The organism is Kingella negevensis, from assembly GCF_030177895.1.
In the GTDB taxonomy this organism is placed as follows: Bacteria; Pseudomonadota; Gammaproteobacteria; order Burkholderiales; family Neisseriaceae; genus Kingella_C; species Kingella_C negevensis.
In genome coordinates, this window is record NZ_CP123448.1 from 1,777,445 (window position 1) to 1,792,864 (window position 15,420).

A 15,420-nucleotide genomic window follows, 5' to 3' on the forward strand; every position below is an offset into this window, starting at 1 on the left:
GCTGCGATGGAAATGCAGCCTGAAATCATTATTCTATAAAGTGATTTTGGGGCGAAATATAGCTTTTATTGCTTTGGTTGGCAAGGTTTCATTTCTTCGCGTTTTCAGGCTGCGTTACCATACGATTAAGCAACCAGTTTAAAAAATCGCCATACGTTTGACCGCGTTGCGCCACAATTTTATCGGCTTCTGGCACGGCAGCAGATTGCGTAGAAACTTGCAGCAGATTGCCGTCTTTCTCCCATGGATAAAACGCTTTCGTGCTTAAATTCATCACGCCGCTTGAGTAAAACGCAATTTCTGCGTTGTAGCCATAGCCGCACCATGGATTATCTGCGTTTTCAGGCTGCGTGAGGTTGCAACCTGTGCGCAAATAGGTTTGTTTGGGCAAACTGAGTTCATACAAAGTGGGCATGATGTCTTTATGCGAACCGATGCGCTCAGGTTGATACACGGTATTTTGGCGATAATTTTCAGGCACATACAAATAAAACGGCACGGCGTGCGCCAACACTAAATCGCTGATGTTTGGATAGGCAATTCCTCGCATGTTGTGGTCGCCTGTGGCGGCGATAATGGTGTTGGTTTGTTTGGCTTGCGTGATGAAATGCCCCAACGCGTTGTTAGCGTAGTGGTAAGTGTTCAAGATTTCGTTTAATTCTTTGGTATCGCCCAAGTTGCTAAATTGGGCTTTTTCGGCTTCGCTCAATGGATATTGCATGCGTTTTGATGTGTTGGGCAACGCATACGGAGGGTGATTGGTGATGGACATCATCATGATGAATACGGGTTTGTGTTCCTTATCGGCTTGCTGCAAACGCTCGGTAGCATAGTTGAACATATATTCATCGGGTACACCCCAAGTGCCTGATTGCGCTTCGGGATAACGGCGGTGCAATTCGGTTTCATCCACAAATTCTTGTGCGCCAAGGTGCTTGGTGAACGTGTCAAAGTCGCGCCAGCCGCCGTTGCCTGAGGTTAGGTAAACAACGGTGTAGCCTGCGTTCAAATAAGGTTTGAACACATTGGTTGGGAAGATTTTGTTTTTGGCGGACGTTTGGCTGACGTTGTTCAACGGGCTGCGGATAAAGAAACGGTGCAGCGTGTCGCTGGTGCCGTTGCCTTCGGAAACGAAGCGTTTGTATAGCCAATCTTGCGCGAAGTGTGGACGCAATTCGCCGAGTAAATCGCGCATTTTGGGGTCGTCTAGTTGCAACCATAAGTGGCTGCTCATGCTTTCCATAACGGCAAGCACGACGTTTGGACGTTTAGCGGCGGCTTCGGGGTTGTCGGGCGTGGTCACTTGCAAGTTGTCCAGCGTGGGTTTGGCAACGGGTTTGCCGAGCATGGTGCTAAACAGGCGGCTGCCGTCTTCATCGCTGACTTCGTTGTATTGATTGCTGTTGCGGTATTCTGCCACTGCCCAGCCCAAAGCGGTAATCGGGTTGGGAACGAGTTTGTTCAGCGTTTCAGATGGGGAAACTTGCGCGGAAGATTTACGCAAAGGGAATGTGCCAAAAGACGCGCGAATGCCAATCACCAACAATAAAACCATGCCAAACGCATAGGCGATTTGGGTTTTCAGGCTGCCTGAAACGGGTTTATTTTGAACATGGTTGTGCAATTTAGTCAGCAAAAAGGCAATCGGCAGTGCGGTAATCGCTAAGCCAATCAGCGCGGAAACAATGGGGTAGTCTGACCAAATGGTTTTTAAAACGGCGGTGGTGTCTTCGTCTAACAGCCCGAAAATGAACACGTCAAACGGGCGGTTATACACGGAATAATAGAAGATGTTGCCCACAGTCAGCGCAATCGCCAGCAAAATCATGGCAGTGGCGAAACGGCGGTGCAGGCGATAATAGGCGGCTAAACCTTTTTGATATGCCAACAAAATAATCGCTGGCAACACCAATACGGCAAGCATGAGAGACGCGGATTTGATGTCAAATAAAAAGCCTTTGGAAAACAGTGCGCCCAAATCGGTTTGATATTGCTGACGCAGCGCGGAATCGGTGTATCGGCTAAATAGGAATAATCTGCCGCTAGCAAAAGTGAGCAGCAGGGAAATGAAGGTGAATAGCCATTCTGGGAGGAACTTTTTGAACATGATGGCAGCCTGAAAAAAAGTTTATTAAAAGTCTGCCTGAAATCACATCAAGCAGCCTGAAAAACACTTCAATCAAACGCTGGCTTTCAACGCATTATCCAAATCCGCATAAATGTCCTCAATATCTTCAATGCCGACAGACAAGCGCAACAAACCTTCTTTAATGCCCAAGCCCATTTTCAAATCATGCGGCATACCGCTATGCGATTGCGAATAGCAGTGGTTCACAAGGCTTTCCACGCCGCCCAAGCTAGACGCTAAGCGGAACATTTTCAGGCTGCGTACAAATTTTTGTGCGCCTTCCATGCTATCGTTTTTTAAGACAATCGTTACCACACCACCGAAACCGCGCATTTGTTTTTTCGCTAGTTCGTGATGTTCATGGCTTGGCAATCCAGGGTAATACACTTTGGCAACGGCAGGGTGTTTTTCCAAGCGTTCTGCGATGATTTGCGCGTTTTGCAAATGTTGGCGCATGCGAACCGACAGCGTTTTAATGCCGCGCAACACAAGCCAGCAATCCATTGGGCCAGCAATCGCGCCTGTAGTCGGTAAAATGGCATTGAGCGGTTTGGCAAACTCTTCGCTTTTCACAGCAGCTACGCCCAGCAATACGTCTGAGTGTCCGCACAAATATTTGGTGGCGGAATGGAACACGATGTCGCAGCCCATATCTAATGGATTTTGCAAGTATGGTGTGGCGAATGTGTTGTCAATGCCCACAATCGCGCCATGTGCTTTGGCTTTTTTGGCGAGCAATTCAATGTCCACCAAACGCAATAATGGGTTAGACGGCGTTTCCAACCAAACCATTTTTACTTTGTGTTCGGTAAGGATTTTGTCTAAGTTTTCAGGCTGCGTTAAATCGGCAAAAATCACGTTCACGCCCCAAGGCACGTACACATCGCGCAGCAAATCGTGGCAACCGCCGTAAATGTCGGAAACGGCAACAATCGTATCGTTTGGACGCAAGAATGCGCGGAAAATGCAATCAATCCCTGCAATGCCGCTAGCAAACGCGAAGCCGTGTGTGCCGTGTTCTAATGCGGCGATGGTGTCTTCCAATGTTTTGCGTGTGGGGTTGGACAGGCGTGAATATTTGAATGCGACTTGTTCGTTGATTTCGTGCATGGCGAACATGCTGTTTTGATACAAAGGCGGCATGAGTGCGCGATTGTGGTCGTCTGGATTGTAGGCGGCGTGAATCACTTCGGTGTCAAATTTGGCGTTTTGTTGAGACATGATTTTACTCCTGTGATTGAAAAAATTAGATTGGGCGATTGTATGCTAAAAAAATGTTGAAGTGATATACTTTGCGCCTTTATTTTGGACTGAATTGTCTTATATCAAAACACAAAAATGAACGAGATTCCTGATATTCAAAGCAGCAAAGATTTACGCAATATTCCAATCAATCAAGTGGGGATTAAAGACCTGCGCTTTCCTGTGTCTGTGCGCAGCCAGTCGGGTGAACAGGCAACGGTGGCGCGTTTTACGATGACAGTTTTTCTGCCTGCGGAGCAAAAGGGGACACATATGTCTCGCTTTGTGGCGTTGCTGGAAGAGTTTGATAGCGTGTTGGATTGGGGCAGCCTGAAAACGCTCACTTTAGAAATGTTGGCAAGACTGGATTCTCACGCAGGCAAATTGTCGGTGTCGTTTCCGTTTTTCCGCAAAAAATCTGCGCCTGTTTCGGGGATTGAATCGCTGCTGGATTACGATGTTTCGCTGACGGGCGAGGTTTCGGCAAAGGGCAAATATTCAGGCAACCTGAAAGTGTTGATTCCTGTAACGAGTTTGTGTCCGTGTTCCAAAGAGATTTCGCAATATGGGGCGCACAATCAGCGTTCGCACGTTACGGTTTCGCTGCAATGCGTGGAAAACGTGGCGGTGGAAGAGGTGTTGGATTGGGTGGAGGCGCAAGCGTCTAGCCAGCTTTATGGTTTGTTGAAACGCCCTGATGAGAAGTTTGTGACGGAACGGGCGTATGAAAATCCGAAATTTGTGGAAGACATGGTGCGCGATATTGCAGCGGTTTTGCTAGCAGACAAGCGGATTTCGGCATTTACGGTGGAAAGTGAGAATTTTGAATCTATCCACAATCATTCGGCTTATGCGTTGATTCAGTATCCTTAAAGATTATAGTGAATTAAATTTAGATTAGTACAGCGTTGCCAACTCCCTTATGTACTAGATGTACACGGCGGTCGTTGTCGCCTTGTCCTAATCTAAATTTAATCCACTATAAAAGCAGCCTGAAAATGGGTTTTCAGGCTGCTTTTTGTTGTTAGAAATCTTTGCAAAACCTCAGATTTGAGCAGTTTTCAAAGCTATAGCAACGCAGCAAGCGACTACGTAATCAAGTACGTTGAGCTTGTGAGTAGCGCATAGCGAAGAAAAATGCCAAAGATGAGGATTTTGCGAAGATTTCTATTTTGCCAATTCATTATTTACTTCTTCATATAGTTTGGCAAAATCAGGTTCACCCACAAACACTTTCAACACTTCGCCGCGTTTGTTAATCAACACGCTGGTGGGATACAACTCTGTTTTCAAAAAAGATTTGGCGACTGACTTATCCGCGTCAAACATCACATCAAATGTCATTTTCTGCTTGGTGACATAATTTTTCACGCCGTCCAAACTGTCCGCAGGGTTAGGCGTGGGTTCGGCGATACCCAAAATCTGAAAGTCTTTGCCCTGATAATCTTGCGACATTTTCACTAATTTCGGCATTTCGCTCACGCAGCCTGGGCAAGTAGGAAACCAAAAGTTAATCAGTGTTACTTTGTTTTTCAGGCTGCCATTATCAATGGTTTTGCCTTGCAAATTACTGAGTTGAAAAGCAGGCGCGGGATTGCTGCTGGGCGACAAAAGCGTGAATGCAGCCAGTGCAACAATGGCAATTAAAATAAGCGTGGGAAAGATTTTTTTCATGGAATGTGGATAAGTTGAGCAAAATGATTCAGTAAATTTTCAGGCAGCCTGAAAACTTTGCCGTCTGCGGTGGTAGGCATGAGAGTGATTTCGGCTTGCATGCAAACTTGGTTCGTGTCGGCAAATAAAATTGGCTGTTGCAGCACGATTTGGCGCGATTGCACGCTACTGATTTGGCTGTGAATGTGCAGCAAATCATTCAGGCAAGCGGCGCGGCGATAGCGAATGTCGGCGTGGCTAACGACTAAGTTGGCTTGGCGCAATGTGTCTTGTAAACCGTGCTGTTGAAAAAAATGCCAACGCGCCGCTTCCAGAAATTCCAGATAGCGGGCGTTGTTCACGTGTCCGTAACCGTCTAAATGATAGTTCAGGACGTTGATGATGAGCGGTTGAATCATGGATTACAACTCAATGGCTTCAAAGGCTTCGCGTTGCAGTGGTTCGCTGCTGAGGTCGGTAACAATGCTGGAAAGCTCAATTTCAAACCATTCGCGGAAAATATCGGGGTGCAAATCTGGCCATTCGGCTTCGTCTTCGCACCAGTCTGCCAATTCCGCCGCAAAGATTTCTTCCACGCGACTTTCTACTTCATCCCACACTTCGTCTGCGTTTTGGCAGGCTGGGATTAAGTAAGAGTTTGCGTCTTCTTGCAAGTCTTCTAGCGTGAGTTCGCTCAAATCGGTATCGGGCAGGTTTTGCAGCCAATTCCAGAATAATTCGGTTGGGATAACGATAATGACGCTGCGGTTCACTTCATACATGGTGCTTACTCCTTCGGTTGGTTATTCGTTGGCATGCTGATGGTGGGTTCTGACGCGGCTTCTTTCCAATCGGCTTCTGGGTCGCTCAGTGCATCTTCTGCGTTTTCAGGCTGCGTGATACCGAGTTGCTGATTGCGCATGGCAACATAGGCTTCACGTGTGGCAATGTATTTATCCACTGCCATGCCGTCCAGTGCGTCGGTTACGTCTAGCAACTGTTCACGTGTATTCACGACCTTCACGCCTGTGAGGGCGTAACGTGCGCCGTTGTCGTGAATAATGCTTGTGGGCGAATAGACAAAGTGAACGCCATTACCTAAGCCGTCGCGCACAGTGGTTGGGCCTGCGAGCGGCAGTATCAAATAGTTGCTGTTTTTCCAGCCCCAAGTAGCGAATGTGTCGCCCAAGGTGTTTTTGTTGTTTGGCATACCTGCTGCGCTGGCAACGTCAATCAAACCGCCAATGCCAAACGTAGTGTTCACGGCAACACGCATAAAATCGTAAGTGGCGTTTTTTACGTTGCCACGCAATACGTTGCTACCAAAACTATTCACATCACGCAAATTATTGAAAAAATTGCTGAATGCGGTACGAACGGGCTTCGGCGTTACTTTGCGATAACCACGCGCTACGGGCGACATCATATACTGGTCTGCTTTGTCGTTAAACGTGAACATGGCGCGGTTGTAGCGTTCGTAAGGGTCTTGCGTGTTGTCTGCCAACGCTGGGGCGGTTGCGCCCAAGATCAGCGCGAGCAATAGGGTTTGGCTTAGGCATTTATCCATTCTTCCACCTCGTAAAGTTCTGCCAACGAGCGCATGGATTGCGGCAGCGATTGGATTTTCAGGCTGCCTTGTCGCAATGCGGCTAATAATAGGGAAATACACGCGGAATCGGCTTTTTCTACGCCGCTAAAATCCACGCTTTGAATGTCAGGCTGCTTGCATTGGCGCAGGAATGTGTCGTATGTTTGACGATTAACCGTCCACACGCTCACTTCACCTTTGAGGTACAAGCAGTTATCTTGCACGAGCGTTTGCATTATTTTTGACCATTTTTGGCTTTTAATGTGGTGATTAAGCCATCGATGCCTTTGCTATCCAAAATCGGTTTGAATTGTGCGCGTTGGTTTTCTACCAATTTGAACACGCCTTCAAACGTAACGTTGAACACTTTGTAGGTATTGCCGTCTTGATAGGTGCTGAACACAGCCTGAACGGGTTTTTCGCCTGCGTTGCTGATGGTTACGCGCACATCAACCAACTGTTTACCACGCAATAATGAACCGCCATCTTTGGCGACTGCGTTATTGTTCACGGTTACTTGCGCGTTTTTGTAGCGCAACATTTGGCTGGCGTAGGTTTGAATCAGCATGGTGCGGAACTCGTTTACTAGCGTTTGTTTTTGCGCTTCAGTAGCTTTATTCCATGGTGCGCCAACAGACAGGCGTGTCATCAATGGAAAATCAAAATATGGCAGCGCGTAGTTTTCTGCTTGTTTGCGAACGGCTGCATCGTTTTTGCCATTGGATTTTTTCAGGATTTGCAATACTTGAGTAGCGTTGTCTTTCACTTGCTCAACCGCTTGTTGTGGTGTGGCAAACGCCATGTTAATACTTAAAACGCCAATGCTTAATGCAGTTAAAATTTGGGTTTTTTTCATGTGAGTTCCTTATCGTTTTGGTTTATATAATTTTCAGGCTGCATTTTAACGCAGCCTGAAAATTATGGGGTTTCAGTTGCAGGCTCGCTGCTTTGTGCAGGTGTGCCTTTATCAATAAAGTTGTTGATAAACTTGTTAATCAGATTTTCCAACACCATTGCCGATGTTGTCAAAGTTAGCGAGTCGCCATTACGCAATTTTTCTTCTTCGCCGCCGTTAGTTAAACCAATGTATTGCTCGCCCAACAAGCCTGAAGTCAAAATCGCCGCGCTTGCGTCCACGCTGAATGGATACTGGCTGTCCAATTCCATGGTTACTTTGGCTTGGAAACTTTGTGGGTCAAGCTGAATGCTGCTCACGCGACCGACCAACACGCCAGCCGTTTTAATCGGTGCCTGCGGTTTCAGGCTGCCAATGTCTTCAAATTGCGCGTAAACCGTGTACGTTTGCGTATTGCCGCTAAAGCCGCCTTTATTGCCAGCCACTTTAAACGACAACGCACCCAAAGCCAAAAAGCCCAGCAACACAAATAAACCCACCCAAAATTCTAAAATACCTTTTTTCATTACCAAATCCTTGTTTCAGGCAGCCTGAAAACTTAGTTTACTCAATTATTTTCTGCAAAACCGTTGTAGGTTGGCTTTCCAAGCCAACATTCTTTTCAGGCTGCATTAACTATACGATTGAAATCTAGTTCACAAACATAAACGCCGTCAAAATAAAATCCAAAGCCAACACCGTCAGCGCAGAAGACACCACTGTTCGCGTACTCGCACGCAAAATTCCCTCCGCAGTCGGCACACAATGAAAGCCCTGATACACCGCAATCAGCGACACCGCCGAGCCAAATACCAGCGACTTAATCAGCCCATTGACCACATCATAAGACCAGCCAATATTGTTCTGCATATTTGACCAAAACACCCCATTATCCAGCCCCAGCCATTGCACGCCGACCAAATAACCGCCGTAAATCCCAGAAACATTAAAAATACACGCTAAAAGCGGCATAGAAATCACGCCTGCCCAAAAGCGCGGTGCAACCACACGCGCCACAGGGTTCACCGCCATCACGTCCATCGCTTCAAGCTGCTCCGTGGTTTTCATCAAACCGATTTCGCTCGTCATTGCACCGCCTGCACTGCTGGCAAACAAAATCGCTGCCAGCACAGGACCCAACTCGCGCAGCAACGAAGCCGCAACCATAAAGCCCAGCACGTCCGCCGACTTAAATTTTGCCAACTGCGTATAGCCCTGCAAGCCAATCACCATGCCGACAAACAAGCCCGACACCGCAATAATCAGCACCGATAACACGCCCGAAAAATATATTTGGCGAATCGTCAAACGAATCCGCAGCAGCGATTGCGGCAATAGCCGAAGAATGTTTAGCAAAAACAAAACCGTTGCGCCCAAGGTTTGGACGAACTTGATGGTTTTTGCACCGATTGTTTGGATAAAATTCATAAATTATTCTTCAAATTTTCTTTTAATGTGGGCGCATTATCTTTTTTCTTGATTCTATCTTTCAACTGCAAAATGCCAATCCCACACACCAACGCGACAATAAAACAGATAAAAGGAGCAGGATTTTCCCACGTTTTCAACGCAGTTTCATAAATCACACTTAAAAACCAGACAGAAGTGATGGCAAGCAAAATTTCTTCACCAATTAATGATTTTTTTGTCATTTCTTGCAACTTATCACGCTTTCTCGCACCCCCTTTATAATAAAAATAAAAAGCTATGCTCAAAATAATTGCCACAACACTGCGGATAATAGGTTGTTCAGATAAGATGATTTTCTCAATCAGTCCATACGTTGTGAAAAAATAAAAAATATATGATAGATAACGGATTTCGCCAAATAATCTGCGATACCATTGTTTTAATGTATTCATTATCAGTTCCTTTATTTTTCAGGCTGCCTGAAAAAAATTATCGTGGTTCACCAAAATCCTGTACCCAATAGATAACGGGCGGCGTTTCATTGAGCTTACGATTATACGCACCAGCCATGCCGACTTCTGTTACATTGGGGTTCATTAAATTAGCACAATGTCTCGGGCTGCTTAGCCAGCTTTTCATCACTTGTCCGTGCGCAATATTTTCAGCAGTTGTCCAAAATTGATAACCTTCCGCTTTGATGCGGTCAAACGATTTTTTCCCGTCTTTGCTATTGTGGGAAAAATGACGATTGTCTGCCATTTCTTGCGCATGCTTTTGAGCAGCATCAGCTAATTTCTCGTTCCAGCGCAAAGGTGCGGCAGCCTGAAAATGCTTGTCACCGCACGTCCTTGCTTTTGCACGAGCCGCATTGATTGAGTTAAGCATTTCTGTTGTATGATTTGATGTTGTCGCACACGCAGAAAGCAAACTTATCACAATTAACGAAAAAATAGATGATTTCATTGCTATTTCCTTCATTCAACGAGTATTCAAAGCAGCCTGAAAAATATAGTTAATGCAATTATTTTTTAAGACAAGGCGACAACGCCCGCCGTGTACGTATAGTACATAAGGGCGTTGGTAACGCAGTGTTAAAAGATAAGTGCATTAACTATATGTTTCACGATTTCTTATTTAAATAACCAAAATGCCAATTCATCAACGCAAAAAACACCAAAAGCGGCAAGTTACCAACAAAAAATCTTACCCAACCATTTTGTGAATAGGCAGGAATATATTGAATAAAGAATGGCTCAAAAACCTTCTTATCCAACAACACAAAAACAGCCCATTCAGCCAAAAACCATTTCCAATATTTTTGAATGTTTTGTTCGGCTAGATTACCGTAAATCCGCCGAAACAGTTTCTTCACAAAATGATTCTGCATGATTTTTCCTTTTTTCAGGCAGCCTGAAACCTATTTTTGTGTTCCCAACAAATCCTCTTGTAAACTCGTTTTCGCAGGAAACTGAAACGCCACAGGACCATTCGGTAATCCGCCCACGAACTGCTTAATCCATTCCGAATTGCTCTGTTCCATTTCCTGTGGGCTGCCTGAAAATAAAATCTCGCCGTGCGCCAAAAAGATAATCTGGTCCACCAATTGCAGCGAATGTCCCACATCGTGCGTTACCATGATACTGGTTGAGCGCAACGCTTTGGTAACGCGATGAATCAAATGCGCAATTACGCCCAAAGAAATCGGATCAAGCCCCGTAAATGGCTCGTCAAACAACATTAATTCAGGGTCAAGCGCAATCGTCCGCGCCAACGCTACGCGCCGCGCCATGCCGCCCGATAATTCAGACGGCATCAAATTTTCCACGCCACGCAAACCCACGGCGTTTAGTTTCAGCAGCACCAAATCACGAATCACGTTTTCAGGCAGCTTGGTTAATTCGCGCATGGGAAACGCCACGTTATCAAACACGTTCAAATCGCTAAACAACGCGCCTTGTTGGAACAAAACGCCCATTTGTCGGCGATGTTCGCGCAGTTGCGTTGATGAAAACGCGCCTAAATCGCGCCCGTTAATCAAAATTTTGCCTGAAGTGGGGCGCAGTTGTCTTGTAATTAGGCGCATGATGGTGGTTTTGCCACTGCCTGAACCGCCCATAATTGCCGCAAATCGCCCTTGTCCAATCGTGAAACTCACGTTTTGCAAAATGGGGCGGCTGTTATAGGCAAAGGCAACTTGTTGAAATTCAATAAACGGCACAGTCATGGCGAAAATCTAGGGATAAAAATAAGAAATGGTATGCGTTCAATAGCGCAAATGCAAGATAAATGCGGTTATCTTGGGGTTTTTTACGCGAAATTGGAACAAAAAAGCGACAGATAAAAAAAGACTCTTTGAGAGAGAAAATTCCCAAAGAGTTCAGATAGGTTTTATATAAACCAAAGGATTTACGAAAGGATACATGATGAAATTTGGCGCGGTGGACGGGGCTCGAACCCGCGACCACTGGCGTGACAGGCCAGTACTCTAACCAACTGAGCTACCACCGCGCAACCGATTGCCGTTAAAGCAACCGATAAAAACTGGTGGGTGATGACGGAGTCGAACCGCCGACATTCTGCTTGTAAGGCAGACGCTCTACCAACTGAGCTAATCACCCATATTTTCTTCGCTGCGTTAGCGAAGACCGAATTAAACCAGTTTTCGGGTTTGTGTGCAAGTGTTTTCTTGAAAATATTTTACGTTATTTTATAAATTTTTGTTTGAATTGAGAATTTTTTAGAAAATATTTTCAGGTTGCCTGAAAAATGTGTAATTTAGTATCAGTGTAATCAAAAATTTGTAAATGGGCTTTTGTAAGTAATTGTATTTTATAATTTTGTTTTGTGAAATGAAATATCAAAGCCTTGTTTTTCGGACTAATTTTACTTATTATGCGCCACTTTATGACTTTTAAAACATATCAACGCTATGAAAACTGGATTGAAGATTTTGGCGGCTTTATTGGTCGCAGGGAGTTTGGCTTGGGGTGGCTACGAACACTTTAAACCGAAAGAAACGGTTTCTTACATTACTGAGCCTGTCAAACGCGGCAAAATTTCGCAAACTGTGTCAGCAACTGGCGAAATTGCGGCAACTAATTTGGTGGATGTGGGCGCACAGGTTTCAGGTCAAATCAAAAAAATGCACGTTAAAATTGGCGATACAGTGAAACAGGGCGACTTGATTGCGGAAATTGATAACGTGTCGCAAGTCAATGAAGTGAATACGAAAAAAGCGCAGTTGGAAACGTATCACGCTCAATTAGAATCAGCGCAAGTGGCGTTGAAAATCGCGCAACGTAAATACGACCGCTACAAAACTTTGGTCGGTGCGGACGCGGTTTCCAAAGAAGAATTTGAAGCTACGGAAGATTCTTTGTCTACTAATCGCGCGAAAATCAAAGAGTTAAATTCTTCTATCAAACAAACACAAATTGCGATTAATACAGCAGAAAAAGATTTGGGCTACACCCGAATCACTGCGCCGTCTGATGGCACGGTGGTGGCTTTGGTGGTGGAGCAGGGGCAAACGATTAACGCCAGCCAAACTTCGCCAACGGTCGTGCAAATTGCGAATTTGGACAGCATGACCAACAAAATGCAAATCGCAGAAGGCGATGCGACTAAAGTGAAATCAGGTCAAAAAGTGAGTTTTACCATTCTGTCTGAACCTGATGCACCTTTGACTGCTACTTTGGGTAGTATTGACCCAGGTTTAACGACCATGTCTCAAGGCTCGTATAGCCGTTCTACCGACACAACTGCTAACGCGATTTACTATTATGCGCGTGCGCTTGTGCCTAATCCTGAACACAAATTGGCAATCGGTATGACTACGCAAAACACGATTGAAATCGCCAGCGCGGACAACGTGATTACTGTGCCAACCTTTACGATTAAAATGAAAGATGGCAAGAAATTTGTGCGTGTGTTGGGCGCGGATAATCGCGTATCTGAAAAAGAAGTGCAAACTGGCTTGAAAGACAGCATGAATACAGAAATCAAATCAGGTTTGAACGAGGGCGATAAAGTCATCATGTCTGAAATGAGCGATGGTGATAAAGAAAAAGCCATGGATAGAGGCATGAGACGTATGTAATTCACAGTCTAAGGTTTATATAAGGCAGCCTGAAAGGATTTTATGATGAAAAAAGCAGTTTTTTAATGGCGACTTCGGCGGCTTTGGCGGCGTGTTCGGCTACGTCTAACACCGTTTCAGGCAGCCTGAAAACGGTGAACGTGTATCGCTCAGATAATTCGACACAATGCGGTGGTGAGGGTGTTTCGCCTGAATCGATGAAGCAGAATTTGGGCAGTATTCAGGTTTACCAAATGCGAAAAGACCATTTGCGTGGGGTTGCGTTTCCGTCTGTGTGCGGCGGCGCGACTGGGCAAATCAATGTTTACACGATTAACGTGAAAGACCAAACCGCAGCCGAAAAACACGGTTTTAGCGTGTTGAAACAGCAAGAGGAATAATCTTTCAGGCAGCCTGAAAAAATATAAAAGTAAAAGGCACAATAATGGCATTAATTGAATGTAAAAATATTAACCGCTATTTTGGCGAGGGCGAAAACCGCGTTCACATTCTCAAAAATGTGAATTTGACGGTAGAAAAAGGCGATTTTGTCGCGATTATCGGGCAATCGGGTTCGGGTAAATCCACGCTGATGAACATTCTCGGTTTGCTCGACACGCCGACCAGTGGCACTTACATGATTGCTGGCACGGAAACGTCCAAAATGACAGGCGATGAACTCGCTGCCATGCGCCGTAAACGCTTCGGCTTTATTTTCCAACGCTACAATTTGTTAAGCTCGATTTCGGCGCGTGATAATGTGGCGTTGCCGTCTGTTTATGCAGGTTTGGATTACGATGAACGCAGCCAACGCGCGGATATGTTGCTCGACAAATTGGGCTTGAAAGGCAAAGAAAAAAACAAGCCGAGCGCGTTGTCAGGCGGTCAGCAACAGCGCGTTTCGATTGCACGTGCATTGATGAACGGAGGCGAAATTATTTTTGCTGATGAACCAACTGGCGCGTTGGATTCAGGCAGCGGCGAAACGGTAATGGAGATTATCCACGAGCTGTACGCCGAAGGGCATACGATTATCATGGTTACGCACGACCCGAAAATCGCCGCGCAAGCCAATCGTGTGATTGAAATTAAAGACGGCGAAATCATTTCCGACACGAGTAAAACGACTGAAATCAAACCAAGCAACGTGCAAAGTATTCAAGAAAAACACGGTTTGGCGTTTTATAAAGACCAATTTCAGGAAGCCTGCAAAATGTCGGTGCAAGCGATTGTGGCGCACAAAATGCGTTCTTTGCTGACGATGTTGGGGATTATTATTGGTATCGCGGCGGTGGTTTCCGTGGTTGCGCTGGGTAAAGGTTCGCAAGAGAAAATTTTGTCTGACATCAATAGCATGGGGACGAATACGATTACGATTTTTCCAGGTAACGGCTTTGGCGACAGACGCGCGGGGCGAATCCGAACGCTGACAGTAGCAGATGGCGAAGCAATTTCAAAATTAAGTTACGTTTCTAGCACCACCCCAAGCAGTTCTTCAAGCGGCACTTTAACGTATCGCAACACGGACTTAACAGCAAGCGTAACGGGCGCAGGCGAACAGTTTTTTGACGTGCGTGGTTTGAAATTGGCAACGGGGCGATTGTTTGATGCCAATGATGTGAAAGAAAACGCGCAAGTGGTTGTTATTGATGACAATACGGTAAAAAAATTATTTCCTGATGGTGCTGACCCGTTGGGCAAAACGGTGTTGTTTAGAAAACGTCCTTTGACGGTGATTGGCACGTTGGAAGCGGAGAATAATTCGTTTGGCGGTTCTTCGGATAGCTTGTCGCTGTACACGCCTTATACTACGCTGATGAATCAGATTAGCGGCGCAAAATATGTGAATAATCTGTCGGTTAAAGTGAAAGACAGCGTGGATTCGCAGGTGGCGGAAAAAGGGATTACCGAGCTGCTGCTGGCGCGACACGGCACGGAAGATTTTTTCATGCAAAACAGCGACAGCATTAAGCAAACGATTGAATCGACCACTGGTACGATGACGATGCTGATTTCATCTATCGCGTTGATTTCGTTGGTGGTGGGCGGTATTGGCGTGATGAATATTATGCTGGTGTCCGTTACCGAACGCACAAAAGAGATTGGTGTTCGCATGGCGATTGGCGCACGTCAAAGCAATATTTTGCAGCAATTTTTGATTGAAGCGATTTTGTTGTGTTTGATTGGCGGTTTGTCTGGCGTGTTGATTTCGTTTGGTTTGGCGGCGGTGTTTAACCATTTTGTTAGCGATTTTGCGATGTCGTTTTCTACGGCGTCTATCGTTGGCGCGGTGGTTTGTTCAACGGCGATTGGCGTGATTTTTGGTTATATGCCTGCGAAGAATGCGTCTAAACTCAATCCGATTGATGCGTTGGCGCATGATTGATATAGCAGCCTGAAAACATTGTTATGCTGTAACAAAGCAG

Annotated in this window: 18 protein-coding genes and 2 tRNA genes; 4 read left to right on the forward strand and 16 right to left on the reverse strand. The window is 45.7% G+C overall.

Annotation, left to right across the window (positions count from 1 at the left end; genetic code table 11):
• Positions 1-88: 88 nt before the first annotated feature.
• Positions 89-2,107, reverse strand: coding sequence for an LTA synthase family protein (locus tag QEO93_RS09695; RefSeq protein WP_032137840.1), 2,019 nt, complete (start codon positions 2,105-2,107; stop codon positions 89-91).
• Positions 2,108-2,179: 72 nt separating this feature from the next.
• Positions 2,180-3,349, reverse strand: a complete 1,170-nt coding sequence (locus QEO93_RS09700) for a trans-sulfuration enzyme family protein (protein ID WP_032137839.1) — start codon at positions 3,347-3,349, stop codon at positions 2,180-2,182.
• 117 nt (positions 3,350-3,466) lie between these two features.
• Between QEO93_RS09700 and folE2 the strand changes: the two genes are divergently transcribed.
• Positions 3,467-4,243, forward strand: coding sequence for a GTP cyclohydrolase FolE2 (gene folE2, locus QEO93_RS09705; RefSeq protein ID WP_032137838.1), 777 nt, complete (start codon positions 3,467-3,469; stop codon positions 4,241-4,243).
• A 294-nt stretch (positions 4,244-4,537) separates the two neighbouring features.
• Here folE2 and QEO93_RS09710 read toward each other — a convergent pair whose 3' ends face one another.
• The 14 genes from QEO93_RS09710 to QEO93_RS09775 form a co-directional block, all read right to left on the reverse strand.
• The gene (locus tag QEO93_RS09710) at positions 4,538-5,044 is read right to left on the reverse strand and encodes a peroxiredoxin family protein (protein WP_032137837.1); all 507 of its coding nucleotides are present in this window, start codon (positions 5,042-5,044) and stop codon (positions 4,538-4,540) included.
• Positions 5,041-5,442, reverse strand: a complete 402-nt coding sequence (locus tag QEO93_RS09715; RefSeq protein ID WP_032137836.1) for an acyl-CoA thioesterase — start codon at positions 5,440-5,442, stop codon at positions 5,041-5,043. The genes QEO93_RS09710 and QEO93_RS09715 overlap by 4 nt, the downstream gene beginning before the upstream one ends.
• Positions 5,443-5,445: 3 nt before the next feature.
• Complete coding sequence (locus tag QEO93_RS09720) at positions 5,446-5,805, reverse strand: VacJ (protein WP_085815414.1); 360 nt, start codon at positions 5,803-5,805, stop codon at positions 5,446-5,448.
• Positions 5,806-5,810: 5 nt separating this feature from the next.
• Positions 5,811-6,590, reverse strand: a complete 780-nt coding sequence (locus QEO93_RS09725; RefSeq protein ID WP_032137834.1) for an MlaA family lipoprotein — start codon at positions 6,588-6,590, stop codon at positions 5,811-5,813.
• Entirely contained in the window at positions 6,575-6,847 is a 273-nt protein-coding gene (locus tag QEO93_RS09730; RefSeq protein ID WP_032137833.1) for an STAS domain-containing protein, read from the reverse strand. Before QEO93_RS09730 ends, QEO93_RS09725 begins: the two co-directional genes overlap by 16 nt.
• Positions 6,847-7,467, reverse strand: coding sequence for an MlaC/ttg2D family ABC transporter substrate-binding protein (locus tag QEO93_RS09735; protein WP_032137832.1), 621 nt, complete (start codon positions 7,465-7,467; stop codon positions 6,847-6,849). The genes QEO93_RS09730 and QEO93_RS09735 overlap by 1 nt, the downstream gene beginning before the upstream one ends.
• 62 nt (positions 7,468-7,529) lie before the next feature.
• The gene (mlaD, locus tag QEO93_RS09740; RefSeq protein WP_032137831.1) at positions 7,530-8,033 is read right to left on the reverse strand and encodes an outer membrane lipid asymmetry maintenance protein MlaD; all 504 of its coding nucleotides are present in this window, start codon (positions 8,031-8,033) and stop codon (positions 7,530-7,532) included.
• Positions 8,034-8,157: 124 nt separating this feature from the next.
• Positions 8,158-8,934: a lipid asymmetry maintenance ABC transporter permease subunit MlaE gene (gene mlaE, locus QEO93_RS09745; protein ID WP_032137830.1), complete on the reverse strand. Its 777-nt coding sequence runs from the start codon at positions 8,932-8,934 to the stop codon at positions 8,158-8,160.
• Entirely contained in the window at positions 8,931-9,368 is a 438-nt protein-coding gene (locus tag QEO93_RS09750; RefSeq protein WP_032137829.1) for a hypothetical protein, read from the reverse strand. Before QEO93_RS09750 ends, mlaE begins: the two co-directional genes overlap by 4 nt.
• 37 nt (positions 9,369-9,405) lie before the next feature.
• Positions 9,406-9,879: a CAP domain-containing protein gene (locus tag QEO93_RS09755; RefSeq protein ID WP_245832154.1), complete on the reverse strand. Its 474-nt coding sequence runs from the start codon at positions 9,877-9,879 to the stop codon at positions 9,406-9,408.
• Between the two features lie 157 nt (positions 9,880-10,036).
• Positions 10,037-10,303 carry a hypothetical protein gene (locus QEO93_RS09760; RefSeq protein WP_032137828.1) on the reverse strand — a complete coding sequence of 89 codons (267 nt, stop codon included), beginning with the start codon at positions 10,301-10,303 and terminating at the stop codon, positions 10,037-10,039.
• A gap of 30 nt (positions 10,304-10,333) precedes the next feature.
• Positions 10,334-11,140: an ABC transporter ATP-binding protein gene (locus tag QEO93_RS09765; RefSeq protein ID WP_032137827.1), complete on the reverse strand. Its 807-nt coding sequence runs from the start codon at positions 11,138-11,140 to the stop codon at positions 10,334-10,336.
• A 207-nt stretch (positions 11,141-11,347) separates the two neighbouring features.
• Positions 11,348-11,424: transfer RNA gene (locus QEO93_RS09770), tRNA-Asp, on the reverse strand.
• A gap of 34 nt (positions 11,425-11,458) precedes the next feature.
• Positions 11,459-11,534: transfer RNA gene (locus tag QEO93_RS09775), tRNA-Val, on the reverse strand.
• Positions 11,535-11,845: 311 nt separating this feature from the next.
• On the opposite strand from QEO93_RS09775, the gene QEO93_RS09780 reads away from it, so the two are divergent.
• The 3 genes from QEO93_RS09780 to QEO93_RS09790 all read left to right on the forward strand — a co-directional run bounded on the left by QEO93_RS09780 (position 11,846) and on the right by QEO93_RS09790 (position 15,380).
• On the forward strand, positions 11,846-13,015 hold the full coding sequence (locus QEO93_RS09780) for an efflux RND transporter periplasmic adaptor subunit (protein ID WP_032137826.1): 1,170 nt from the start codon (positions 11,846-11,848) through the stop codon (positions 13,013-13,015).
• Between the two features lie 65 nt (positions 13,016-13,080).
• Positions 13,081-13,395 carry a hypothetical protein gene (locus QEO93_RS09785; RefSeq protein WP_032137825.1) on the forward strand — a complete coding sequence of 105 codons (315 nt, stop codon included), beginning with the start codon at positions 13,081-13,083 and terminating at the stop codon, positions 13,393-13,395.
• A 44-nt stretch (positions 13,396-13,439) separates the two neighbouring features.
• A complete protein-coding gene (locus QEO93_RS09790; protein WP_032137824.1) occupies positions 13,440-15,380 on the forward strand; it encodes a MacB family efflux pump subunit in 1,941 nt (646 codons plus the stop codon).
• Positions 15,381-15,420 lie beyond the last annotated feature (40 nt).